Origin of the sequence: Flavobacterium sp. NRK F7, assembly GCF_024054195.1 — a bacterium.
GTDB lineage: Bacteria > Bacteroidota > Bacteroidia > Flavobacteriales > Flavobacteriaceae > Flavobacterium.
The window spans coordinates 2,527,673-2,554,152 of the sequence record NZ_JAMXLB010000001.1 but is presented as its reverse complement, the minus strand read 5'-3'; the positions used below and the strand labels follow the sequence as shown (position 1 = coordinate 2,554,152).

Annotated in this window: 22 protein-coding genes; 18 read left to right on the top strand and 4 right to left on the bottom strand. The window is 30.6% G+C overall.

Features of this window, described 5'->3' with window-relative positions:
• Positions 1-51 precede the first annotated feature (51 nt).
• Both NHF47_RS11530 and NHF47_RS11525 read right to left on the bottom strand, forming a co-directional pair.
• Positions 52-1,605: a PglZ domain-containing protein gene (locus NHF47_RS11530; RefSeq protein ID WP_252765069.1), complete on the bottom strand. Its 1,554-nt coding sequence runs from the start codon at positions 1,603-1,605 to the stop codon at positions 52-54.
• Between the two features lie 87 nt (positions 1,606-1,692).
• On the bottom strand, positions 1,693-2,394 hold the full coding sequence (locus NHF47_RS11525) for a hypothetical protein (RefSeq protein ID WP_252765068.1): 702 nt from the start codon (positions 2,392-2,394) through the stop codon (positions 1,693-1,695).
• Between the two features lie 175 nt (positions 2,395-2,569).
• Between NHF47_RS11525 and NHF47_RS11520 the strand changes: the two genes are divergently transcribed.
• From NHF47_RS11520 to sucD, 8 genes are all read left to right on the top strand, one after another.
• Positions 2,570-3,805, top strand: coding sequence for an HD domain-containing protein (locus NHF47_RS11520; RefSeq protein ID WP_252765067.1), 1,236 nt, complete (start codon positions 2,570-2,572; stop codon positions 3,803-3,805).
• A gap of 104 nt (positions 3,806-3,909) precedes the next feature.
• A complete protein-coding gene (gene lpxD / locus NHF47_RS11515) occupies positions 3,910-4,926 on the top strand; it encodes a UDP-3-O-(3-hydroxymyristoyl)glucosamine N-acyltransferase (protein WP_252765066.1) in 1,017 nt (338 codons plus the stop codon).
• Positions 4,927-4,938: 12 nt separating this feature from the next.
• Positions 4,939-6,327 carry a bifunctional UDP-3-O-[3-hydroxymyristoyl] N-acetylglucosamine deacetylase/3-hydroxyacyl-ACP dehydratase gene (locus NHF47_RS11510; RefSeq protein WP_252765065.1) on the top strand — a complete coding sequence of 463 codons (1,389 nt, stop codon included), beginning with the start codon at positions 4,939-4,941 and terminating at the stop codon, positions 6,325-6,327.
• A 22-nt stretch (positions 6,328-6,349) separates the two neighbouring features.
• Positions 6,350-7,138 (top strand): acyl-ACP--UDP-N-acetylglucosamine O-acyltransferase, encoded by a 789-nt coding sequence (gene lpxA / locus NHF47_RS11505; RefSeq protein ID WP_140996717.1) that lies wholly within the window; start codon positions 6,350-6,352, stop codon positions 7,136-7,138.
• 26 nt (positions 7,139-7,164) lie between these two features.
• Entirely contained in the window at positions 7,165-7,725 is a 561-nt protein-coding gene (efp, locus tag NHF47_RS11500; RefSeq protein ID WP_252765064.1) for an elongation factor P, read from the top strand.
• A gap of 75 nt (positions 7,726-7,800) precedes the next feature.
• Positions 7,801-8,742, top strand: coding sequence for a UDP-3-O-(3-hydroxymyristoyl)glucosamine N-acyltransferase (locus tag NHF47_RS11495; RefSeq protein ID WP_252765063.1), 942 nt, complete (start codon positions 7,801-7,803; stop codon positions 8,740-8,742).
• A complete protein-coding gene (locus tag NHF47_RS11490; RefSeq protein ID WP_252765062.1) occupies positions 8,732-9,094 on the top strand; it encodes a nuclear transport factor 2 family protein in 363 nt (120 codons plus the stop codon). Before NHF47_RS11495 ends, NHF47_RS11490 begins: the two co-directional genes overlap by 11 nt.
• Before the next feature lie 94 nt (positions 9,095-9,188).
• A complete protein-coding gene (sucD, locus tag NHF47_RS11485) occupies positions 9,189-10,061 on the top strand; it encodes a succinate--CoA ligase subunit alpha (protein WP_252765061.1) in 873 nt (290 codons plus the stop codon).
• A 54-nt stretch (positions 10,062-10,115) separates the two neighbouring features.
• Here sucD and NHF47_RS11480 read toward each other — a convergent pair whose 3' ends face one another.
• Positions 10,116-11,306, bottom strand: coding sequence for a cytochrome-c peroxidase (locus NHF47_RS11480; protein WP_252765060.1), 1,191 nt, complete (start codon positions 11,304-11,306; stop codon positions 10,116-10,118).
• 144 nt (positions 11,307-11,450) lie between these two features.
• On the opposite strand from NHF47_RS11480, the gene fabG reads away from it, so the two are divergent.
• Together fabG and NHF47_RS11470 are read left to right on the top strand one after the other, a co-directional pair.
• The gene (gene fabG, locus NHF47_RS11475) at positions 11,451-12,197 is read left to right on the top strand and encodes a 3-oxoacyl-[acyl-carrier-protein] reductase (protein ID WP_252765059.1); all 747 of its coding nucleotides are present in this window, start codon (positions 11,451-11,453) and stop codon (positions 12,195-12,197) included.
• A 76-nt stretch (positions 12,198-12,273) separates the two neighbouring features.
• Positions 12,274-14,298: a hypothetical protein gene (locus NHF47_RS11470; protein WP_252765058.1), complete on the top strand. Its 2,025-nt coding sequence runs from the start codon at positions 12,274-12,276 to the stop codon at positions 14,296-14,298.
• On the opposite strand, the gene NHF47_RS11465 is transcribed toward NHF47_RS11470, so the two are convergent.
• Complete coding sequence (locus NHF47_RS11465; protein ID WP_252765057.1) at positions 14,290-16,383, bottom strand: LTA synthase family protein; 2,094 nt, start codon at positions 16,381-16,383, stop codon at positions 14,290-14,292. The genes NHF47_RS11470 and NHF47_RS11465 overlap by 9 nt on opposite strands.
• A 149-nt stretch (positions 16,384-16,532) precedes the next feature.
• Here NHF47_RS11465 and NHF47_RS11460 point away from each other — a divergent pair, with 149 nt between their 5' ends.
• The 8 genes from NHF47_RS11460 (at position 16,533) to NHF47_RS11425 (ending at position 26,478) form a co-directional block, all read left to right on the top strand.
• Positions 16,533-16,967 carry a thioredoxin family protein gene (locus tag NHF47_RS11460; RefSeq protein WP_252765056.1) on the top strand — a complete coding sequence of 145 codons (435 nt, stop codon included), beginning with the start codon at positions 16,533-16,535 and terminating at the stop codon, positions 16,965-16,967.
• Complete coding sequence (locus NHF47_RS11455) at positions 16,967-17,944, top strand: FAD:protein FMN transferase (RefSeq protein WP_252765055.1); 978 nt, start codon at positions 16,967-16,969, stop codon at positions 17,942-17,944. Before NHF47_RS11460 ends, NHF47_RS11455 begins: the two co-directional genes overlap by 1 nt.
• Before the next feature lie 22 nt (positions 17,945-17,966).
• Positions 17,967-18,176, top strand: a complete 210-nt coding sequence (locus tag NHF47_RS11450; RefSeq protein WP_252765054.1) for a DUF4266 domain-containing protein — start codon at positions 17,967-17,969, stop codon at positions 18,174-18,176.
• Between the two features lie 9 nt (positions 18,177-18,185).
• A complete protein-coding gene (locus tag NHF47_RS11445) occupies positions 18,186-19,502 on the top strand; it encodes a DUF3570 domain-containing protein (protein WP_252765053.1) in 1,317 nt (438 codons plus the stop codon).
• Between the two features lie 10 nt (positions 19,503-19,512).
• On the top strand, positions 19,513-20,175 hold the full coding sequence (locus NHF47_RS11440) for a response regulator transcription factor (RefSeq protein WP_252765052.1): 663 nt from the start codon (positions 19,513-19,515) through the stop codon (positions 20,173-20,175).
• Positions 20,168-21,568, top strand: a complete 1,401-nt coding sequence (locus NHF47_RS11435) for a cell wall metabolism sensor histidine kinase WalK (RefSeq protein ID WP_252765051.1) — start codon at positions 20,168-20,170, stop codon at positions 21,566-21,568. The genes NHF47_RS11440 and NHF47_RS11435 overlap by 8 nt, the downstream gene beginning before the upstream one ends.
• 107 nt (positions 21,569-21,675) lie before the next feature.
• A complete protein-coding gene (locus NHF47_RS11430; RefSeq protein WP_252765050.1) occupies positions 21,676-22,053 on the top strand; it encodes a hypothetical protein in 378 nt (125 codons plus the stop codon).
• Between the two features lie 90 nt (positions 22,054-22,143).
• Entirely contained in the window at positions 22,144-26,478 is a 4,335-nt protein-coding gene (locus NHF47_RS11425) for a CusA/CzcA family heavy metal efflux RND transporter (RefSeq protein WP_252765049.1), read from the top strand.
• The last annotated feature ends 2 nt before the right edge of the window (positions 26,479-26,480 follow it).

Genomic DNA, 26,480 nt, shown 5'->3' with positions numbered 1-26,480 from the left:
ATTTTATAATTATTCCAAAGAGACTTACTGTAAGTCTCTTTGGAAAGGTTTTTATTTTGGCTCCAATACTAAAAACGGAATAATCATTTCTTCCAATGAAATACCTCCATGTTGATAGGTATTTCTATAATAACTAACATAGTGATTGAAGTTGTTAACATAGGCTAAAAACAAATCGTTTTTTGCAAAAATGAAAGAACTGCTCATATTTAAGGCTGGAAGTCCAATTTTTTTTGGGTCTTTTACGGCATACACATCTTTATCTTCATAAGTTAAACTTCTTCCTGTTTTATAGCGTAAATTTAAGCTGGTATTTTTATCTCCAATGACTTTTGAAGGATTTTTGCAATTTATAGTACCATGATCAGTAGTGATTATTAGTCTAAAACCTTGTTTTTGAGCTTGTTGTATCATGTCTAATAGAGGAGAGTTTTTAAACCAACTAACTGTTAGTGATCGATACGCTTTATCATCGGAAGCTAACTCTTTCACCACTTCCATTTCTGTTTTAGCATGAGAAAGCATATCCACAAAATTATATACGATAGTAGTTAAATCATTTCCTTTTAAGCCTTTGAAATTTTCCGCTAGTTTTTTACCATCTTTAAAATTAGTAATCTTATAATATTCTTGTTTGATATTAAGACCTAATCGTTTTAATTGTTCGGTAAGAAATTCTCCTTCATATAAGTTTTTACCACCATCATCAACATCATTTTTCCAATATTCTGGGAATTTTTTTTCCATTTCCAAAGGAGTCAATCCTGAGAAAATAGCATTTCTTGCATATTGTGTAGCTGTGGGTAAAATGGAAAAATAACTTACTTCTTTTTCTAACTTGTAATGATTATTAACTATGCTTTCAAAAGCTTTCCATTGATCATAACGTAAGTTGTCAATTACAATAAAAAGAATGGGTTTGTCTTTTTTTCTAATTTCAGGCGCTACAAGTTCTCCAAATAACTTATGAGAGAGAATTGGTTTATCTTCATTCTCATCAAACCAGTCTTCATAGGTACGTTCAATAAATTTCCCAAATTGAACATTAGCTTCTGTTTTTTGGCTTTCCAAAATTTCAACCATACCTTGATCCGATATGTTTTCGAGTTCCATTTCCCAATAAATGAGTCGTTTGTATAACTCAACCCAATCTTCAAAAGAACGTACCATAGCCATATCCATAGCTATTTTTCGAAATTCTTTTTGGTAATCTAAAGTCGTTTTTTCAGAAACCAAACGAGAATGGTCTAAATTCTTTTTTAAGCTAAGTAGAATTTGATTGGGGTTAACGGGTTTAATTAAATAATCAGCTATTTTGGAACCAATAGCTTCTTCCATGATATATTCTTCTTCACTTTTTGTAATCATAATTACAGGAACCGAAGATTTTTTTTCTTTAATTTCAGATAACGTTTCTAATCCACTCAATCCTGGCATATTTTCATCTAAGAAAACAATATCAAAATTATTCTCTTCAAAAGTATCTATAGCATCTTGACCGTTGTTACAAGTGGTTACTTCGTAGTTTTTCTTCTCTAAAAAAAGGATATGTGGCTTTAAAAGATCAATTTCATCATCGACCCATAGTATTTTTATTTTGTTCATTTATTTGAAATTTTATGCAATTTAATACTTAATAAACGAGTATTGTATTAAAAATTGTATAAAAATAACACTTTTAGGAAAATTTAACTACTTGTTATAAAATTCACTGTTCCAATTGTATTCACTCACATTATTTCCTGTTTTTATGATACTATAAAAAACAATTGCAATAACCGATTTCCAAGTGAACAGAAAAACGATTATTTGGTAGCTAGTTGCTAAAGATTCGGTTTTAAAAAGCTGTATGAAATAGGTGAGAAGTATACTTATAACTACTGTAAAAAGAGTTAAATTGAATAGGTTTTTTAGTGGTAAAGCTTTTATTTTTCGGGTCCAATGTAAATCATTTCCCCAATAATCTAAAAGATAATAATAGTCGTTTCCTAAACTCATAAATAGTAGTGGATCATCATAATTATGTAGTTTAAAATTGCTTTTTGGTGCTACAATTTTAAAATGATGCAGTTCTGTTTGATGTAGTTCTTCAAATTCTTTAATACTTTGAATAACAGCTTCTGGATACTCATTTTTATAAAATCGGGTGTCTAAAAAACGAAGTCTATTGGCCAAACAAATTTTTTTAATAGCTGATAAGGAATAAATTCGGTCTGATTCCAATTGGTTAAAATCAAATGTATTTTGAATACTTCCATTCGATTTGTTCAAACGTTCTTTTATACTTGTCGATTTTTCAATTCTAATCGTTTGAAATTTAAAATCATTAGAATTCAAAGTAATGCTTTCTTGAATGGAGTCTAATTCTATTTTTAAAGAGAAAGTAGTTTTCATTTTAAAATATTGATTGTAATACAGTTACAAAAATAAAGCTTTTATTGCCGCCATAAAATAAACAAGCGTTAAAATTGAGCTACTAAAAGTATTGTATTACAAAATGGAATAATGTCTCTAAGTGGGTTATATAGTTTTTTATAAAACTGTATCTTTGTTATAAAATTTGTACTACGTGAACGCTACTAATAAGCTTAAAATATTTAATGATCCCATCTACGGATTTATTACAATACCTAATTCTTTAATTTACGATTTAATTCAACATCCTTATTTTCAAAGATTAAGAAGGATTTCTCAAATGGGAATGACTTATTTAGTCTATCCTGGAGCCCATCATACTCGTTTCCATCATGCGTTAGGTTGTTTGCACATTATGCAAAAGGCTGTACAAACTTTAACATTCAAAGGAGTTGCTATTTCCGAAGAAGAAGAGAATGCTTTGTACATTGCAATTTTATTGCATGATATTGGACATGGACCTTTTAGTCATGCCATGGAGCACAGTATTGTAGAAGATGTGCATCACGAGCAGTTGTCATTGTTATTTATGGAGCAATTAAATAAAGATTTTAAAGGTAAATTGTCTTTAGCGATTCAGATTTTTAAAGGGGAGTATCACCGAAAATTTATGTTGCAACTTATTTCGAGTCAATTAGATATGGATCGAATGGATTATTTGCGTAGAGATAGTTTTTACAGTGGAGTTGCTGAAGGAAATATCAACAGTGAGCGTTTGATTCAAATGATGAACGTTCAAGATGATTATTTAGTCATAGAAGAAAAAGGAATTTATTCCGTTGAAAAGTTTTTAGTCGCGCGAAGATTAATGTATTGGCAAGCCTATCTACATAAAACTTCGGTTGTTGCTGAATTAATTTTAACCAAAATTTTAAAAAGAGCCAAAGAATTAACCCATGGAGGAATTTTATTAGAATGCAGTAAACCTTTGCAATTCTTTTTGCAGCATAAGGTTGAATTAACTCATTTTACTAAAGAAATTTTGGATATGTTTTCCTATTTAGATGATTATGATGTATTAAGTGCAATTAAAACGTGGCAATTTAATGATGATTTTGTACTTTCTAGTCTGTGTAAAATGATTATTAATCGTGATTTACTAAAGATTAGAATGCTAGAAGAAAAACCTCATAAAGATATTTTAAATCCCTATAAAGAAGCATTTATGAAATTACATGAGGTATCTGAAAAAGACATTGACTATTTTGTATTCAAAGGAAAAATTAAAAACCAAGCCTACAGTAAAGAAAGTGAGCCAATTAGAATTCTTAAAAAGGACAAAACAATAGAAGATGTTGTGCAAGCTTCAGATCAATTAAATTTAAAGGCTTTGTCTAAACCCGTAACTAAATATTTTATATGTTTTCCAAAAGTAACATTAGAAGCATAAGTATTTAATTTAATTTTATATTTTTGTCAAGATGTTATGGAGTCAAAAAAAGACCTAAAAGAAAAACAATTTCTTTTACGTTTTGGATAATTTAAAATAACTGAATGAAATTTACAGCGGAACAAATAGCGGGTATTTTAGAAGGTGAAGTAGTAGGAAATCCTAATGCAGAAGTTTCAAAGCTTGCCAAAATTGAAGAAGGTATTGAAGGTTCTTTAACTTTCCTTGCCAATCCAAAATATATAAGTCACATATATACTACAAAAGCAACGATAACTATTGTTAATAAAAGTTTTATACCAGAACAAGCTTTAACCACTACCTTAATCAAGGTTGAAGATGCTTATAAATCTTTTTCGAAACTTTTAGAATATTACAATCAAGTTAAATTAATGAAATCGGGTATCGAACAGCCTTCTTTTATTTCCGATGAAGTGGTGTATGGAGAAGGATTGTATTTAGGAAGCTTTTGTTATATTGGTAAAAATGTAACAATTGGTAAAAACGTTAAGATTTATCCGAATAGTTTTATTGGAGACAATGTTACAATTGGTGATCATTGTGTGTTTTTTGCAGGTGTACGTATTTATTCAGAAACAACTATAGGAAATAATTGTACCATTCATTCTGGAACCATTATTGGTTCGGATGGTTTTGGTTTTGCACCACAAGAAGATGGCACCTACCAAAAAGTACCTCAGATAGGAAATGTAATTATCGAAGATAATGTTGAAATAGGAGCTTGTACTACGATTGATAGAGCAACATTAGGGTCTACTATTATACGAAAAGGAGTTAAGTTGGACAATCAAATACAAATTGCTCATAATGTAGAAATTGGTGAAAATACTGTAATTGCTTCACAAACTGGTGTTGCTGGATCAACTAAAATTGGAAAAAATTGTATGATTGGCGGACAAGTTGGTATTGTTGGCCATATTACTATAGGAGATAATGTTAAAGTTCAAGCGCAATCAGGAATTGGAAAAAGCTTACAAGATGGTGAAGTGGTTCAAGGTACTCCAGCTTTTAATTATTCTGATTTTACAAAATCCTATGTACATTTTAAAAATCTTCCAAAGATTGTAGCAGACATAGACAAAATAAAGAAAAACAATTAATTTTAAAAAATCATGGTTAAACAAAAGACCATTGCGAACGATGTTTCATTAAAAGGAGTAGGGTTACACACTGGGCAATTAGTTGAAATGACTTTTAAGCCAGCCCCTGTAAATAATGGCTTCACTTTTATACGTGTTGATTTAGAAGGTCAGCCTATAATCGAAGCAGATGCAAACTATGTGGTAAATACACAAAGAGGAACAAACCTTGAGAAAAGAGGTGTTATGATTCAAACTCCAGAACATGTGTTGGCAGCACTTGTGGGTTGTGATCTAGATAATGTTATTATCGAATTAAATGCTTCTGAACTTCCCATTATGGATGGTTCATCAAAATATTTTGTAGAAGCTATTGAAAAGGCAGGTGTTGTTGAACAGGAAGCTGAAAGAAAAGTATATGTAGTAAAAGAAGTGATTTCCTATTTAGACGAAGCTTCTGGAAGTGAAATTACAGTTATACCTAGTGATACCTATACGATTACTACAATGGTTGATTTTGGAACTAAAGTTTTAGGTACCCAAAATGCAACATTAAAAAGTATTGATGATTTTAAATCTGAAATTGCAGACTGTAGAACTTTTAGCTTTTTACACGAACTAGAATCTTTATTGAATAATGGTTTAATTAAAGGTGGTGATTTAAATAATGCGATTGTTTATGTAGATAAAGAAATTTCTTCAGAGACTATGGAGAATTTGAAAAAAGCGTTTAATAAAGAATCCATTTCGGTTAATCCAAATGGAATTTTAGACAACTTAACGTTGCATTATCCAAATGAAGCTGCAAGACATAAATTACTCGATATTGTAGGAGATTTGGCCTTAATTGGAAAAAGAATTCAAGGTAAAATTATTGCAACTAAACCAGGTCATTTTGTCAATACACAATTCGCAAAAAAACTATCCAAAATTATCAAAATAGAAGAAAGAAATCAGGTTCCTGTTTATGATTTGCATAAAGAACCGTTGATGGATATTCATCAGATTATGAAAATGTTGCCTCATAGGCCTCCTTTTCTTTTAATTGATAAAATTTTGGAATTAACAGATTCTCATGTAGTTGGATTGAAAAATGTAACTATGAATGAGCCTTTCTTTGTAGGACATTTTCCAGATGCGCCTGTAATGCCAGGAGTTTTAATTGTAGAAGCGATGGCTCAAACGGGAGGGATTTTAGTATTAAGTACAGTACCGGATCCTGAAAATTATTTAACGTATTTTATGAAAATAGATAATGTTAAGTTTAAGCAAAAAGTATTACCAGGAGATACATTAGTATTTAAGTGCGATTTAATTGCTCCCATTAGAAGGGGTATTTGCCACATGCAAGCGAATGCATATGCTAATGGAAAATTAGTTGCTGAAGCGGAGCTTATGGCTCAAATTGCAAAAAAACAATAAAAATATTTTAAATTAAAAAAAGATGAATCAACCCTTAGCATATGTACATCCAGGAGCTAAAATTGCACGCAATGTAGTTATTGATCCTTTTACTACGATTCATAATAATGTTGTAATTGGTGAAGGAACTTGGATAGGTTCTAATGTTACAATTATGGAAGGAGCAAGAATAGGTAAAAATTGTAATATTTTTCCAGGAGCAATCATTTCAGCCGTTCCTCAAGATTTAAAATTTGGAGGAGAGGATTCTCTAGTGATTATTGGAGACAATACCACTATTAGAGAATGTGTAACCATTAATAGAGGGACTATTGCTTCAGGTCAAACTAAAATCGGTGACAATTGTTTAATTATGGCTACAGCTCATATTGCGCATGATTGTCATATTGGTAATAATGCTATTATCGTTAATGGTGTAGCTTTAGCAGGACACGTAACAATAGGGGATTTTGCTATTATTGGTGGTTTAGCTGCGATTCATCAATTTATCTCAGTGGGAGAGCATGCTATGGTGTCTGGTGGTTCTTTAGTTCGAAAAGATGTTCCACCATATACAAAAGCCGCAAAAGAACCCTTATCATATGTTGGTATTAATTCAGTAGGATTAAGAAGAAGAGGTTTTTCAACTGAAAAAATAAGAGAAATACAAGATATATACCGAATTCTATATCAAAAGAATTTCAATACAACACAAGCTTTGAGTATTATTGAAGCAGAAATGGAAGCAACTCCAGAAAGAGATGACATCATTCAGTTTATCAGAAATTCTTCTAGAGGAATTATGAAAGGGTATACTGGAAGTACAATTTAAAAAATTATCAAAATAAATATATAAAAATGGCAAGTACAGCAGATATTAGAAATGGACTTTGTATTAAGTACAATCATGATATTTATAAAATTATCGAGTTCTTACACGTGAAACCAGGTAAAGGTCCAGCTTTTGTTAGAACCAAATTGAAATCATTGACAAATGGGAAAGTATTAGATAATACTTTTTCTGCAGGTCATAAAATTGATGTGGTGCGAGTAGAAACCCATACTTTCCAATATTTGTATGCTGAAGGGAATGACTTTCACTTTATGAATAATGAAACGTTTGAACAAATTACTTTAAATAGAGATGTATTAGATGCTCCTGATTTATTAAAAGAAGGAGAAAATGTAATGGTTCAGATTAATACAGAAACGGATATGCCTTTATCAGTAGATATGGCTGCTTCGGTTGTTTTAGAAGTTACGTATACAGAGCCAGGAGTAAAGGGGAATACGGCTACAAATGCTACAAAACCGGCAACTGTAGAAACGGGTGCAACGGTTAACGTACCTCTTTTTATTAATGAAGGAGATAAAATTAAAATTGATACGGCTTCTGGTAAATACATGGAGCGTGTATAAAAATAGTAATTAGTAATTAGTGAATAGTACTTAGTACATACTATTCACTATTCACTTTTAAACTAATCACTACAAATGAAATTCCAAAAAAAGCATACACTTAAAGAAATTGCAACGATTATTAATTGCAATTTTATTGGTCCTGAAGATTTTCCTGTTTTAGGAATGAATGAAATTCATGTTGTTGAAAAAGGAGATATTGTTTTTGTGGATCACCCAAAATACTATGATAAAGCACTCGAATCGGCTGCCACTATCGTTTTAATCAATAAAGAAGTAACATGTCCTGATGGGAAAGCGTTGTTAATTTCTGATGATCCATTTCGAGATTTCAATACTTTATCCAAACATTTTAGACCTTTTACAAATGCTTCAGTATCCATTTCAAATTCAGCGACTATAGGTGAAGGAAGTATTCTTCAACCGAATTGTTTTGTTGGGCATAATGTTTCTATCGGAAAAAATTGTATCATTCATTCTAATGTTTCAATTTACGATAATTCAGTTATTGGTGATAATGTCATTATTCATGCTGGAACAATTATTGGAGCCGATGCATTTTATTATAAAAAAAGACCAGAAGGTTTTGACCAATTGTTATCTTGCGGTAGAGTAGTGATAGAAAATAATGTAGGCATAGGTGCTTTATGTACTATAGATAAAGGTGTTACTGGAGACACTACAATAGGTGAAGGAACTAAAATTGATAATCAAGTACATGTGGGGCATGATACTGTAATTGGTAAAAAATGTTTAATAGCTGCACAAACGGGTATTGCGGGTTGTGTTGTAGTTGAAGATGAAGTAACTTTATGGGGTCAAGTAGGTACTACTAGCGGTATCACAATTGGTTCTAAAGCAGTCGTTATGGGACAAACTGGTGTTACCAAATCAATAGAGGGGGGGAAAACGTATTTTGGTACTCCTATTGAAGAATCTCGTGAGAAATTAAAGCAATTGGCTAATATTAAAAAGATCCCTCAAATTATAGATAAATTAAAAGAAAATGACAAATAAAGCGCAAATTCAGAAATTTTATCTTGAAGATGGAATTAGAGATGCTTCGGCATTGAAAGACTTGCTTCACGATGATGTACTTTTAGAATGGTCGAGTTCAGATGGTTTATTATCACTTAATAAACAAGCGATTTTAGATTTGGCAAACGAATTGAAACAAAATTATACCAATTCTATCGTTGAAATAACACATTTAATAGCAGAAGAGAATAAAGTTGTAATTAAATACAATCATAAAGTTGCTACTTTTGAAAATCCATCTGAAATAATTCCGATTGCAAGATTTATTGTTATTTGGGAATTTTTGGGTGATAAATTGTACAAAGGGTATCAAATTAGCCAACCAGCATAAATTAATAAAAATAAAACTTAAAAAGTTCCTGTTTTTTTTACAAAAAACTTACTTTTGCAACACAATTTAAAAATTATAATATAATAATCATATCATGAGTGTTTTAGTAAATAAAGATTCAAAAATAATTGTTCAAGGTTTCACAGGTAGTGAAGGAACCTTCCATGCTTCTCAAATGATAGAATACGGTACTAATGTAGTTGGTGGAGTAACACCTGGAAAAGGAGGAACTACTCACTTAGACAAACCTGTATTTAATACGGTTCAAGAAGCTGTAGAGAAAGCTGGAGCAAACACATCGATTATTTTTGTACCACCAGCATTTGCTGCTGATGCTATTATGGAAGCTGCTGATGCAGGTATTAAAGTTATCATTTGTATTACAGAAGGTATTCCTGTTGCTGATATGATTAAAGCATATGATTATATAAAATCAAGAGACTGTCGTTTAGTTGGTCCTAACTGTCCAGGAGTAATCACTCCAGAAGAAGCGAAAGTAGGTATTATGCCAGGTTTTGTATTCAAAAAAGGAAAAGTAGGTATCGTTTCTAAATCAGGTACTTTAACATATGAAGCAGCTGATCAAGTGGTTAAACAAGGTTTAGGAATTACAACTGCAATTGGAATTGGTGGTGATCCAATTATTGGAACAACTACTAAAGAAGCTGTTGAATTATTGATGAATGATCCAGAAACAGAATGTATCATCATGATTGGTGAAATTGGAGGTCAATTAGAAGCTGATGCTGCACGTTGGGTAAAAGCAGATGGAAACCGCAAACCAGTTGTTGGTTTTATTGCTGGTGAGACTGCGCCTAAAGGAAGAACAATGGGGCATGCTGGTGCAATTGTAGGAGGAGCTGATGATACTGCTGAAGCTAAAAAACGTATCATGAGAGAAAATGGTATCCATGTTGTAGATTCTCCTGCTGAAATTGGTAAAAAAGTAAAAGAAGTTTTAGGATAAAATCCTTTCAGATAAGTAAAAGAGTCCCGAAAAATCGGGACTTTTTTTATGCTATTATTCTTCAAAAGGGGAACTCCATTTTGAATCGACATACACATTGGATCCCGCTAATGTTACTAGAAATGATTGTAAGGCATTCATTTCAGCACCCGTCATGTTTAATTGCTGTCCGTTACCACCGGGTCGTAATCTTGGATCTAAGTTAGTGTTTCCAGGTGCTATAGCAATTGTATTGTAATGTCCAATTGCAGCTTGTAAAGTAGTAATGTTACCAGTATGCATTAAGGTCGAATTAATCATACCATTTTGTTTAACCAAATCTCGTAAAGAAGGCGCACGAGTATTCGTGATATCAATTCCAGTATTATTTAGGGTTCCAATGATGCCATTATTAAGTGAATTAGGATCAATATCAAATTCAGGTGCTCTATGACATCCTGCACAACCTACACCACCACCAATACGAGAGCCATTTCCATCAAATTGTGGTGGTGTCAAAAATAAATTTTTGCCCATATTCTCTGTTTGAGTAAAATTGGGAAAAGGTTGGTTGTCATTAGTAACTAATGCTCTTCCGGAATCATATTTAGAATCGAAAGATTGGATACTTCTAATAAACTGAGCTAAAGCATTTTGTATTTTTGATTCTGTGATTTCTTCATTTCCATATACAAAAGTAAAGAGTTCTTTATAGTATTCAATACCTTCCAATCTCGTAATCAAATCATCAAAAGATAAATCACCATTGGTGCCACTAAAACCCATTTCCGCATGATCTTTAATGGGCATTGTAGTTTGAATTTCTAGACTTGCTGCTCTTTCGTCCCAGAAAAAATTAGTTTCTGTAGCAAATCGAGTGTTAACTAAACGCATCGAATGTCTACCTGTAGTTCCATTCACACCATTGCTGGCCATAAGTGCATTATCTCCAAATGCATTTTCTTGTTTATGACAACTTGCACATGCAATGGTATGATTTACAGATAAGTTTGTGTCATAAAATAAAACTCTTCCTAAAGTAGCTCCTTTATTAGTGATTGGATTTAGATTGCTATTATCTTTGGTTATATAAGATGGAACCAATTGATTGTCATAGTTTTCCAAATTATTCAAATCAATAGTATTTCCAAAAGTAGCTTTTACATTTGGATAGTCTGGAATTGATTCATACGTATCATTTGTATCTTTGGAACAAGATATAAATAAGCAACTTAATAAAAAAAATAAAATTGTAATAGCTCTCATATTTTGTAAGGTTAAATAGGTTTGTATATGTATGACTTTATTTTTTCAAAAAAGTTTAATTCATAAAGTGATAACAATTTTTAATTGTTCTTTTTTAAACTTTAAATTATTAATATATTTGACTTCAAATTTTAAGAAACAAAGATGAAATTATTAGAAGGTAAAGTAGCAATTATAACTGGTGCTAGTCGTGGTATTGGTAAAGGAATTGCTGAAGTATTTGCAAAAAATGGTGCAAATGTAGCTTTTACATATAGTTCTTCAGCTTCATCAGCTCAAGAATTAGAAAACGAATTAATAGCTTTAGGAGTTAAGGCAAAAGGATATCAATCCAATGCTGCAGATTTTGATGAATCACAGCAATTAGTTGAAAATGTATTGGCTGATTTTGGTACTATTGATATTTTAATCAATAATGCTGGTATTACAAAAGATAATTTGTTAATGCGAATGAGTGAGGAAGATTTTGACAAAGTTGTTGAAATTAACTTAAAATCGGTCTTCAACATGACAAAAGCAGTTCAAAAAACAATGCTTAAAAACCGTAATGGTTCTATTATTAACATGAGTAGTGTAGTAGGAGTAAAAGGAAATGCAGGACAAGCAAATTATGCAGCATCTAAAGCAGGTATGATTGGTTTTACTAAATCGATAGCTTTAGAATTAGGTTCTAGAAATATTCGTTGTAATGCAATTGCACCAGGATTTATTGAAACTGAAATGACAGCTAAATTAAATGAAGATGTTGTGAAAGGTTGGAGAGAAGCTATACCTTTGAAAAGAGGTGGTTCTCCTGAAGATGTAGCCAATGTATGTGTATTTTTAGCTTCAGATATGAGTGCTTATGTTACAGGTCAGGTAATCAATGTTGATGGAGGTATGCTAACCTAGACAGTTCAAAAATTAGTGTGTAATTTGCTTTTTAAGAAACACTAAAAAACTGAGAACTGAACTCTAAAACATTTGTATGACAACAAGTACTATTTTACTTCTTATTTTATCAGTATTTATAGCTACTGGTTTATCATATTATCAATATTATTATAAGGCTAAGAATAAACTTAAAGTAAATTTATTCTTAGCCTTTATACGTTTTCTAGTTTGGTTTGGTGTGTTTTTATTATTGCTAAATCCAATTTTTTCAAGCAAATCGTACGAAATTGTAAAAACACCATTACCTATTGTAATAGATAACTCTGAATCTATTAAAAATTTATCGGGTGATTTAAATAATGACGTGTACAATCAATTTATTCAAAATCAAAAATTAAATGAAAAATATGATGTGCAACTGTATTCATTTGATAAAGACTTTACAGCAAATGGAACCATTGATTATTCTGGAAAACAATCTTTAATCGATAACGTTGCCAAAAATTTAAAACAATTATATCGAAATACTACTTATCCTGTAGTACTCTTTACCGATGGAAATCAGACACAAGGAAATGATTATGTGTTTAGTTTTCAAGAAAATAGTAAAATTTATCCAATCGTTTTAGGTGATACTACAACTGTTTTTGATTTAAAAATAGATCAAATCAACACCAATAAATATACTTTTCTTAAAAATAAATTTCCTGTAGAAGTTTTTCTTCAGTATACGGGAAATGAACCTGTAAATTCAATATTTACTATTAAAAATCAAAATCAGGTTGTTTTAAAAAAAAATGTTTTCTTTTCCAGTCAAAATAAAGCACAATCTTTTTCTTTGCTTTTAGATGCAACAAAAATTGGTATTCAAAAGTATACAGCTTCAATTAGTTCTTTAAAAGATGAAAAAAACAGGACCAACAATTATAAGAATTTTATTATTGAAGTTATTGATCAACGAACAGAAATTGCGTTACTTTCAGATATTATTCATCCTGATTTAAGTGCTTTGAAACGTAGTATTGAAGCGAATGAACAACGAAAAGTCAGTATTCTAAAGCCTACTGAAATTAAAGATTTACAGAAATATAATGTATTGATTTTTTATCAACCAAATGCTTCTTTTAAAACCGTTTTTGAAGCCAATAAAAAAGCTAAAGTCAATACATTAACTATTACAGGGCTGCATACTGATTTTGCTTTTTTAGGGCAATATCAAGAAGATTTTTCTTTTAAAATGGCATCTCAAAAAGAAGACTATTTTGCATCTTATACTTCTGGTTTTAACTTGTTTGCCCAAGAAAATATTGGTTTTGAAAACTTTTCTTCATTAGAAAACAAATTTGGAACGATAACTAGTAAAGGAAATACTGCTACACTTTTAGAAGCTACTATTCGAAATATGCCATCAGGTAATCCTTTGCTAACATTTGTAGAAAATGGAAAACAAAGAAACGGCTACCTTTTTGGTGAGAATATTTGGAAATGGAGATTAGAAACGCATTTAAAAAAGAATTCATTTGATGATTTTGATTTTTTTACCGACAAATGGGTGCAATATTTAACCTCTAATACAGCAAAAAAGAATCTAGAAGTAGCGTATAAAAACTATTATAATGAAGGGGAAACCTTTCAAATAACTGCTCAATATTTTGATAAAAATTATGAATTGGATGAAAATGCACAATTGAGTATTCTTTTGACTAATAAAGATACCAATGAAAAAAAAACATATAATTTTCTAAAATCCAACATTGATTATAAAGTTGAATTTGATAATCTTAAAAAAGGGAACTATCATTTTGTTGTTACCGAAAAAGATTCTAAAAATACATTTTCAGGAAATTTTGAAATTTTAGAATTTGATATTGAAAAACAATTTGTCAATCCAGACCGTTTGCGTTTAGAACAATTAGCGAACCATTCATCTGGAAAATTATTTTACCCAAATCAATCGCAAGATTTAATTCAGTCTTTACTAAAGGATTCGAATTATCTTCCCATACAAAAAGAAGTCCTTAAAAAATCACCTTTAATAGATTGGAAACTGCTATTAATTTTAATTTGCACTTTATTAGCAACAGAATGGTTTGTTAGAAAATATAATGGTTTACTCTAAGCGTTGGTATTTCTTGTTTTTTAACAAATAACTAGCGGTTTGGTAATATGCTATTGCTTCTTCAACAAGTGCTTCATCAATAACTTTTTTAAATGTTTCATCATAATAGATTTGAAAATTAGGATCTATAAAATCATTTTCATGTATTTGTAAATCAAATTGTTTGGTTTTTTTTACAGGTGAAAGAATTGTTAGTATATTATTTTTAATCAATCCTAAATCTTCATAAGTTGCAATAAACGCTCGAGGTTTATAATTAGGTTGCAAAACATCTTGACCATAAAATTCGCTTTGGTATTTAAAATGTAATAACCCAAATAGTGTAGGCATTATATCAATTTGTGACATTAATTGATTTACCATTTTGGGTTGGATTGTATTTGGTGCATATATCATTGCAGGTATTCTATATTTATCCATAGGTAATTCAGTTTTCCCTGAACTCGAGGCGCAATGATCGGCAACAATTACAAATACGGTTTCATTGAACCACGGTTGTTTTTGAGCCATGGCAAAGAATTGCTTTAACGCATAATCTGTGTATTTGACGCCACCTTCTCTCGATTTTGTATCGTTTGGAATATCAATTTTGCCATCAGGATAGGTAAATGGTCTGTGATTACTTACGGTCATCCAATGATTAAAAAAGGGTTTTCCTTTTTGCGCTTCCGTATTCATAATTTCGATTGCTTTTTTGGCCATATCTTCATCGCAAACGCCCCAAACATTTGAAAAAGTAATTTCTTCAGATTTAAAGCTACTTTTGTCAATTACATCATATCCATTTCCGCTAAAAAAATCTTGCATATTATCAAAAAAAGCGTCTCCACCATATAAATATTTTACATCATATCCTTTGGATTTAAATAAATTACCCGTAGTAAATTTGGCTTTATTGTCTTCTCTTTTTACGACACTTTCTCCAGGAGTAGGAGGAATACACAAGGTAACAGCTTCTAAACCTCTTACTGTTCTGTTTCCAGTAGCATATAAATTAGTAAAAGTCAAACTTTGTAAAGCTAGTGAGTCTAAAAAGGGGGTTATTTCTCTAGTATTTCCATAGAGTTGCATAAATTCGGCACTTAAACTTTCTATAGTAATTAGTACCACATTTTTTTTTATTTCTACACTATCATTGTCAATCCAACGAATGGTAGTGGTATTAGTAATGTTAGGTAATTGTTTTTTTAATAGAGCGAAAGCCTTTTCATCTGAGGTAGTTTTATAAAACGTATTATAATCCAACTCGCTATTTACAAAAGCCAAATAAAACTTGTAAATCCCATTGGCTTGAAGTTCGTTAGTAAATACATTTTTTGAATTTTCAAGTTTTGTTAATTGAACTATACCTAATATTGAAATAAGAAAAACGGATAGATAGATTCCTGAAAGTTGTACTTTTTTTCTTAAAGTTGGTAATGCTTCTACATATATTTTAGAGTGTTTTGTTATATAATAGGTGATTAGCAATGTTACGATTCCTAAAACGGTAAATAAAGGAACAACAGGGTAAGATTCCATGATATTTCCAATGACGGTATTGGTATAAACCAAATAATCAACAGCAATAAAATTATATCGAACTCCAAATTCATTCCAAAAGAAAAATTCACTTACAGCATTTAATAAAATGAGAAGTACGAAAAGAAATAATGTAAAAGAAAAAACTACATATCGAATAGTTTTTCGATAACGAGGTAGGAAAAGCAATAGTCCAAATAATAATGTTTTCAACCCTACAAATAGAATTCCTAATTCGGGTAAAACTCCACCATATTCATGTAAGATCGATTTACCCGAAAGTATATACAGCAATAAAACTACATAACAGCTAAATATAATATAACCCCATGGCTTTTTAAATTTTGAATTGGATAGAAATAGTAAATACATCCATAAGAAAATACTTGCAATTATAAACACAAGGACATCGGATATTGTTCCAAAAAAGAATATCTTTAGTAGTGATAAAAAGCTAAAACGGGATTGTGTTATCGGATGGAAGAGTAATATAATTCTAACAAGAAAATTTAAAATTATATAAAAGAATAGTAGATTTTTGAAAGGGGCAAGGTATTTGTTCATATCTATAATATTATAAATCAAAAGTAGTTTTTGCAGCATCAGATTGGCTTAAGTTTTACTTAAAACATTCTTAAGTTTCACTTAATTAAAAAAGAGACAGCAACAAGAATTTTAAAAAATCGTTTAATTTGTATTAAAATAATTTAGAAATGAAAAAAATTGTAACCGTATTGTTTTTGTTTATTACAAGTATGAGCTTTTCGCAAGATTGGAAATACAATTTTGATGAAGCCAAAGAATTAGCAAAAAAAGAAAATAAAGATATTGTTCTTATTTTTTCAGGTTCCGATTGGTGTGCTCCTTGTATCAGATTAGATAAAAATATTTGGCAATCGGAAGCTTTTCAAAATGAAGCGGCATCGCAATGGATATTAGTAAAAGCAAATTTTCCACGAAAAAAAGGAAATCAATTATCTGAAGCTCAAACAGAACATAATAGAAACTTAGCAGAAAAATATAATATAGAAGGAAATTTTCCTTTGGTAGTTTTGCTCGATAATACAGGTAAAGTTTTAGGCAAGATGGGATTTAAAAATGTTTCTCCAGAAGAATATATTAAAATGATTCATTCCTTAAAAAAATAATGAAAAATTTAATCTTAGCTTTTTGTATTTCAACTATTTGTTCTTTTGGACAGCAACTCCATAAGAAAAAGGCTTCTTTGTTAGGAAGTCCATTTGAAATTACTGTGGTGGCGACTGATTCGATAAAAGGTGAACAATTTTGTAATTTGGCAATAAGTGAAGTAAAAAGAATAGAACATTTAATTTCGGATTGGATTCCTTCTTCACAAATTTCAAAAGTCAATCAAAATGCAGGTGTGAAAGCAGTTGTGGTAGATGAAGAAGTATTTAATTTGGTAGAACGAGCGATTAAAGTTTCACAACTTACCAATGGAGCATTTGATATTAGCTATGCTTCTATGGATCGAATTTGGAAATTTGACGGTTCTATGAAACAGATGCCAACAGAAACTGAAATTAAGAAATCTGTGGAACGAGTTGGATACCAAAAAATAATCTTAAACACGGAACAAAAATCGATTTTCTTGAAAGAAAAAGGAATGAAGTTAGGTTTAGGAGGCATTGGACAAGGTTATATAGCAGATAAAATTAAAGCCTTGTTAATTAGTAATGGTTGTACATCTGGTATTGTCAATGTCTCTGGAGATATTAATACATGGGGCTTTCAAATAAATGGAGAACCATGGACCGTTGCCATTGTAAATCCCTTAAATAAAGAAAAAGTTTTTGCTACTTTTCCCTTGATAGATAGCGCAGTAGAAACTTCAGGTAACTATGAAAAATATGTTACCTTTAATGGAAAAAGATATTCTCATATTATAGATCCTAGAAGCGGTTATCCAGCTTCAGGTATTATTAGTGTTTCTGTTTTTGCTAAACAAACTGAAATCGCTGATGCTATTGCTACTGGTGTTTTTGTATTAGGTGTTGATGTGGGAATGAATTTAATCAATCAAATTAACGGAATCGAATGTATCATTATTGATGATAAAGGCGGTGTACATTATTCAAAAAATATTGATTTACAATCAAAATAAATTTAAAATAAGAAGGTATCATATGAGAAAATTAGGAATAATATTGGTTTTTGCAAGTTTAGGAATCTCTTGTAATACGGTTAAAGAGTACGATAAACAATATATTAACGATCCTGATATGAAATTAGCAGCTCGCTTAAGTGAACGATTTGAGACTAATTTTCAAGTATATAGAGAAGCTGCAGCAGGAGCCAATGGAGGAAAAACTGGTGGAGGTTGTGGTTGTAATTAAAAAACAAGTATGAAACATAGAATAGTAATCGCCTTACTCTTAACGAGTAGCTTGTCTTTTTCACAAGAAAAAGATTCCACAAATGTATCCTACAAAAAGAGAGTTTTGGAGAGTGTTGAAGTGGACTTTTTAGCTAGTTATTACAAACAAGATGGAATTCATTCCGCTGTTTCTGGTGGAAAAGGAACGGAAGACCTAACAGATGTGACTCCCACAATTGTTGTTGCAGTTCCGTTAAACGATGATGATATCTTAACCGTAGATGCTGGAATTTCTGCCTATTCATCTGCTTCGTCTAGTAATATTAACCCTTTTGATACGAATAATCCTAGCCCTTGGCAAGCTTCATCAGGTGCTTCACAGTCGGATGCCTTAACGAGCTTAGTTGTAAATTATAGTCATAGTTCCGATGATCGAAATACAGTTTGGAACGCACATCTTTCTGGTTCAGTAGAATACGACTATTCTTCTTTAGGTTTTGGAGGTGGTTTGACCAAATTGTTTAATGATAAAAACTCCGAATTCAATATTTCAGCCAATGTTTATTTGGATACATGGAGTCCTATTTATCCAAAAGAATTACAAGATTATAAATCCAATGGAAATAATTTGAACGGTGGTATTTTTAATAATTATGCCATTGTAGGAAATACGGCTTATAATCCTACGAAGTTTTCTTTTCATGAAAATAAAAATAGAAACTCTTTCGCATTATCATTAAGCTTTTCGCAAATTGTAACGAGAAAGCTACAATTTTCTGTTTTTTTAGATGTGTTGCAACAACAAGGTTTATTATCGACTCCTTATCAAAGGGTTTATTTTTCAGATGTTGCGGATTCATTTATTAATGAATTTCAATTAGCGGATGACATTGAACGTCTTCCTGATACCCGTTTTAAATTGCCAATTGGAGCACGGTTCAATTACTATGTCAACGAAAGATTGGTTGTTCGAACGTATTATAGGTATTACATGGATAATTGGGATATATCTTCACATACCATGAATATTGAATTGCCTGTAAAATTATCGGATAAGTTTACGGTTTTTCCAATGTATCGTTATTATACCCAACAACAATCGAAGTATTTTGCACCTTATGAACAACATGTTTCTACAGAAGAATATTATACTTCAGATTATGATTTATCTACTTTTAATGCCAACCAAATTGGTTTTGGATTGAATTATACTGATATTTTTACCAATGCCAAAGTTTGGAAATTTGGTTTAAAAAATATAGATGTACGATATAATTATTACAAAAGAAGTGATGGTTTAGATGCTAATATTGTATCCTTAGGAGTGAAATTTGTTCAACAATAATACTTTACAGATGCACATTCTTATAATCGAAGATGAAAAAGGAATTATTGATTTTCTAAAACAAGGTTTAGAAGAAGAGGGGTACTCCATTTCATATGCTATTAATGGAAAAGAAGGACTTGAAAAGGCGATGCAGCATTCTGTAGATTTAGTACTTTTAGATTGGATGTTACCTGGAATGAGTGGCGTAGAGGTTTGTAAAGCCATACGCAAAGTAAGACAAACGGTTCCGATTATCTTTTTAACAGCTAAAGATACCGTTCAAGAAACCATAGAAGGTTTAAAATCGGGAGCGAATGATTATATCAAAAAACCATTTAGCTTTGAAGAATTATTGGAACGCATAAAAGTACATTTTCGTTCCAGTCAATCCAATGAAAAATTAACATTAGGAAATATTACAGTAGATAAAAATAAATTTCAAGTTTTTGTTGATAAAAAAGAGGTATCATTAACGCAAAGAGAATTTGAACTATTAGCTTATCTTATTGGTAACAAAGGAAAAGTTTGTACTAGAAATAAAATTATCGAAGATGTTTGGGACATCCATTTTGATTACGATACAGGAGTAATCGATGTTTTTATGAATGCCATTCGAAAAAAACTAAACCTATCTAAAGACGAAGAATTAATTAAAACAATTAGAGGTGTTGGATACATAGCAAATGACTAATTTTTTATCCTTTTCATTTAAAAACAGAATTGCATTTAACTACATTCTTAGTAGTTCAATCCTAATTGCTATTGTGTTTATCTTTATCTACGGAATCGTCAATTATAGTGTCAACCAACACGTAAATAGTGAAATTTCAAATGAATTATTGAAACACCTTGATGATGTAACTACCGATAGTAATGATACTTACTTAATTCAGGTGGATCAATGGAGAGCAAGAGAACATAATTCAATTAAAGTAAATCCTGTTTTTGTCGAATTTTACGACAATAACAAACAACTTATTGATAAATCACCAAATCTTAATGATGCTCATTTGCAATTATTTGATGAAAATTGTAATGAAAAATTCATCAATTCATCTCTCAATAACATACCACTTCGACAAACGCAAACTTCAATTCTTAATAAAGGAAAAGTTGTAGGGTATTTAGTAGTTGCAATGTCTTTAGAAGATTTTGAAATTGTAAAAATTTTGAAGGAAATTCTTCTCATCACTTTTCCGATAATTTTAATCATACTGTTTCTAATTGCACGTTTCTTTGCTGGAAGAAGTATTAAACCTGTAAGTACGATTATTGAAACTTCAAGTAAAATTACTAAAGATAACCTGCAAACCCGAATTCCTTTACCTAATAACAAAGACGAATTGTTTACACTTTCTGAAAACATTAATAATTTATTAGATAGAATCGAAAATACAATAGAAAGAGAGAAACAGTTTACTTCTGATGCATCACATGAACTGCGAACACCCTTAGCGGTGATTAAAGGAACCATGGAGGTTTTAATACGAAAATCGAGAAGTCAAGAAGAATATGAGTCAAAAATTAATTTTTGCATTTCTGAAGTGAATCGATTGAATCATATGGTAGATCAGCTATTATTATTAGCACGTTTTGAAAACCAAAAACAGAATAGTAAAGAAGAAACGATTTATTTAAACGCTATAATATTAGATTGTTTAGCTCGTTTTTCTGAAAAAATTGAAACCAAAAAAATTCAGATTAAGACCTTGTTTTCTGATGATTTTTATTATTTATCGGATCACTATTTGGTGTCGATAATTATCAGTAATTTAATCTCCAATGCCGTTAAATATACTAACGAAAAAGGCAATATTTTTCTTTCATTAACGCAACAAAAAAATCAAATCATTTTCAGTATTCAAGATAATGGAATAGGTATTTCTAATGAAAATGTAGATAAAATTTTCAACTCTTTTTATCGCTCCGATGTTTCGGATCATCCAGAAATAAAAGGTACAGGTTTAGGTTTATCTATAGTAAAACGGCTGTGCGATTTATTAAAAATAGAAATTACAGTACACAGTGTTCTAAATGAAGGGACAGAAATTAAATTACGTTTTTCTTCTGAAAATCCTAAGTAGAACTTAAGATTCAAATCCTATTTAATCTGTATTTTTGTAAGTAGTTATTTGAATCCAAATATATTTTATTTGGTTTTAAAAAGAATTCATTTTTTCAATTTTATGTTATGAAAAGAATAATTGTCCTATGGTTAGCTTCACTATTTTTGTGTGCCAACACATCAATAGGACAATTATTCAAATTTCCCAATCTTATTGCTCATTATGAAGAGCATCAAAATGAAAAAGAAGAGTCTACCATTACTTTTTTTGATTTTATCAAAGAGCATTATACCAAAAATGCTACCTCTGATACAGAAGAGCATCAAGATTTACCCTTTAAAACCTTTGATACTACAACAAATATTCTAATTATTTTTCCTTTGGTGTCTTTTCAATTACTTTTAAAAGATGTCTTTTTTAAAGGGAGTAAACTATTTTTTTATCCTTCTTTTTTTAAATCCAATTTGACCTTTTCAATTTGGTTACCTCCTAAAATAAACTAACATTTAGTAATAGAAATTTTAGTATTTATCTTTTTAATAGGTAATTATCTTATTTGATAATTGCTTTTTATTCCTTTCAATCTATTTTACATGTTAGAAAAAATAATTGTATTCAGTTTAAAAAATAAATTAATCATCATACTGTTAACCTTAGGAATTGTGGGTTTTGGATTATTTTCATTAACTCAAATTTCAATTGGAGCTGTTCCTGATGTAACCAATAATCAAGTTCAAGTGATAACCACTTCTCAAAATCTATCTACACAAGATATTGAGCAGTTTATAACGTATCCAATAGAACTGGAAATGGCAAATTTGCCAGGTGTTGTAGAAATTCGTTCGGTTTCAAAATTCGGTATTTCTGTTGTTACTATTGTTTTTGAGGATGCCATGGGTACTTATTTGCCGAGACAATTAATCGCTGAAAAGATTAAATCAGCTTCAGAAAAAATACCAAATGGATTTGGCACACCAGAAATGGGGCCAATTACAACTGGTCTAGGTGAAATTTATCAATATACTTTGGAAGTAAAACCAGAATATGCCGACTTATACACCATTACCGATTTAAGAACCATACAAGATTGGACAGTTAAACGTAATTTATCTGGAATAAGTGGTGTTGTAGAAATTAATACTTGGGGAGGTTATTTAAAACAATATGAAGTTGCCGTGAATTCCTCAACTTTAAAAGCAATGAATATAAAGGTAGCGGAATTATTTTCAGCTCTAGAAAAAAACAATAGTATTACTGGCGGTGGATACATTGAGAAAGAAAATGAAAGCTATTTTATTCGAGGAGAAGGAAAAGTTCAAAATTTGGAAGACATTACTAATATTGTTGTTAAAACTACAAATGGAATTCCTATTTATATAAAAGATGTTGCAGAAGTAAAATATGGGCATGCCAATCGTTTTGGGGCTATTACAGGTAATGGAAGAGGGGAGAAAGTAATGGGGCAAATTATGATGCTTAAAAATGCGAATTCCAAACAAGTTTTAATAGATATTAAACAAAGAGTTGCCGAATTGCAAAAAAAATTACCACAAGGTGTTTATATCAATCCTTTTTTAGAAAGAGGAGAATTAGTTAACAAGACCACTTTTACCGTCGCTGAAAATTTAATATTAGGCTGTTTAATCGTAATTTTTGTTGTGGTATTATTGTTAGGTAATTGGCGCTCAGGTTTAGTTGTGGCTTCTGTAATTCCCTTGTGTTTACTATTTGCTATATCTTTTATGAATGTTTTTGGAATTGATGCTAATTTGATGAGTTTAGGAGCTATCGATTTTGGAATTATTATTGATGGAGCAGTTATTATAGTTGAATTTATTGCATTCCAAATTACACAAAAATCAGGTGTTTTAAATCAGTTAAATACAGAAGTGAAACAAGCTGAAATAGATAAAATAACATTTACCAGTGCTACAAAAATGATGAATTCGGCCATATTTGGGCAATTAATTATCTTAATAGTATTTATTCCTATTTTATCTTTATCTGGTATCGAAGGAAAAATGTTTAAACCTATGGCAATGACGTTTAGTTTTGCCTTAATAGGCGCAATGGTATTCTGTTTGACTTACGTTCCAGTTATTTCATCAATTTTCTTAAAACCTAAAGAAGAAAAAGAAAATTCATTATCAAATAGATTAATTAATAAATTGAATTTATGGTATTTACCTGTAATTCATTGGGGTTTAAAAAATACTAAAAAAGTTCTAGTAAGTGCTTTTAGTTTATTAGTGGGAACCATAATTTTATTTACAACAATGGGTGGTGAATTTATCCCAACATTAGATGAAGGTGATTTTGTAATCCAACCAGTTTTAAAAACAGGAACTTCTTTAAGTAAAACGATTGAAACGACAACCTTACTAGAAAAAATAATTTTAGATACTTTTCCTGAAGTAGAACAAGTTGTCAGTAGAATTGGTGCGGCAGAGGTACCAACCGATCCCATGAGTATGGAAGAAAGTGATGTTATTGTGAAGTTGAAACCTAAAAGTGATTGGGTCTCTGCTGACTCTAAAGATGAACTAGCCGATAAAATTAAAGAAGCTATCGAGAAAAAAATTCCAAACATGGAAATTGAGTTTACCCAACCTATTGAAATGCGTTTTAACGAATTAATCTCTGGAACTCGTTCTGATATTGCAATTAAATTGTTTGGAGAAGATTTAGATATTTTGGCCCAAAAAGCAACCGAAATAGAAAAGGCAATTCAAAATATTAATGGAGCTTCAGACATCATAGTGGAAAAGACGGAAGGTTTACCACAAATGTCAGTTCGTTATAACAGAACTAAAATTGCACGTTATGGTTTAAATATTTCAGATTTAAATAACTTCATTGCTCTAGGATTTGCTGGACAATCTACGGGACAAGTCTTTGAAGGTGAAAAACGATTTGATTTAGTGGTTCGTTTAGATGAAAATAAGCGTACTACCATCGATGATTTACGTAATTTATTTGTCTCATTACCCAATGGAGAACAAATTCCGTTACATGAATTAGCATCCATTCAATACAGTAAAGGTCCAGCTAAAATTTCTCGAGATGATACTAAAAGAAGAGTGGTAGTGGGCGTAAATGTTAGAAATAGAGACTTACAAAGTGTTGTTAATGATATAAAAAGTAATATTAACAGTAAAATGGTTTTACCAGAAGGCTATTATATTGAATATGGAGGACAGTTTAAAAACTTAGAGAGTGCAAAAGAACGTCTACTAATTGCTGTTCCAATTGCTTTAGTACTGATTTTTATTTTATTATATTTTGCCTTTGGTTCCATAAAAGAAGCGGCAATGGTGTATTCTGCCATCCCTCTTTCAGCAGTTGGAGGAATTTTATTCTTATGGCTTCGTGATTTACCATTTAGTATTTCGGCTGGAGTTGGTTTTATTGCACTTTTTGGTATAGCAGTTTTAAATGGAATTGTGTTAATAGAGCATTTTAAAGAATTAAAGCAACATCAAGGAAATATGAGTTTGGATGAATTAATTATAAAGGGAACAACCGATAGATTACGCCCAGTTTTATTAACGGCTTCGGCAGCTGCTTTAGGATTTTTGCCAATGGCTATTTCAAGTTCCGCTGGAGCTGAAGTCCAAAAACCGTTAGCAACTGTAGTTATCGGAGGATTAATTACTGCTACTTTGCTAACCATGATTGTGTTGCCCGTTTTATTCAAATTATTGGATAATAAAGATTCAAATCTGCTTAAATTCAAGAAAATAAAGGCAACTACTTTAATCTTAGTATTCCTATTTTTTGGAATCACTGCCCAAAGTCAGGAAAAAAAGGATGAATTATCGAATTTAATTCAAAAAGCCCATCAAAATAATAAAGAAATTAAAGCTTTAGAATTAAAACTAGAACAAGGAAAAGTGAATGCAACTACGGCTTTTACATTGGATAAAACCACAGTTTATTATAGTTACGATCAAAATAATCTAGCGGTTAATAACCAACCTTTGCGGGTTTTTGGTGTGCAACAAAATTTTGATTTTCCAACTCTTTATGCTGTCAAAAAGAAGCAATTACAATCGGATTATGAAGTTGAAAGTAATCTTTTAGAAATTGAAAAAAATAAATTAAACCATAAAGTTTCCAAAAGTTATTATCAAATAGTGTATTGGCAAAATCGAGAGCAATTGTATCAGTATTTAGATAGTTTGTACCAAAGTTTCTCAAAAGCAAGCAATAGACGATTTGAATTAGGTGAAACCAATTATTTAGAGAAAATTACAGCACAAGCAAAATCACAAAAAATTGCAGCTGAATTAGTAAAAATTGAAAAAGAAAAAGCAGCTTCTTATCATACTTTACTAGCACTATTGCAAACAGATTCGTTAGTTACTATTCAAGAAAATAAACTGCATTTAAATTCAATTAAAAGTTTAGATAATACTATTTATGATTCTTATTATGAAAGTATTGCTAGTAATTATAATTATCAATTAAAATTACAAAAGCAAGCTTGGTTTCCTTCCATTTCAACCGAATATTTTCAAGGTAAAAATACAGGTTTATCAAGTTCACTTTACGGTTTTCAAATAGGATTAAATCTTCCGTTATTCTTTTCTGGAAATACTAAAAAAATACAAATGTTGCAATTAGAAAAGCAGAGTTGGAATCAACAAAAAGAAGCAGAATTAATTAAAATTAATCAATTTGTAGCCCAAAAAAAGAATCAGTTAGTAGGAATAAAGACTACGATTGATTATTACAATACTTCGGGTAAAAAACTTTCCGATGAAATTTTGAAAGTAGCCAATATGAGTTATAAACACGGAGAAATTGATTTCTTTCAATACATTCAAAGTTTAGAAAATGCATTGCAAATAAGAATAGATTATTTAGATGCCGTTTTAGAATATAATAACATCACTTTAGACATAGAATTTATTAATTACCAGTAGAT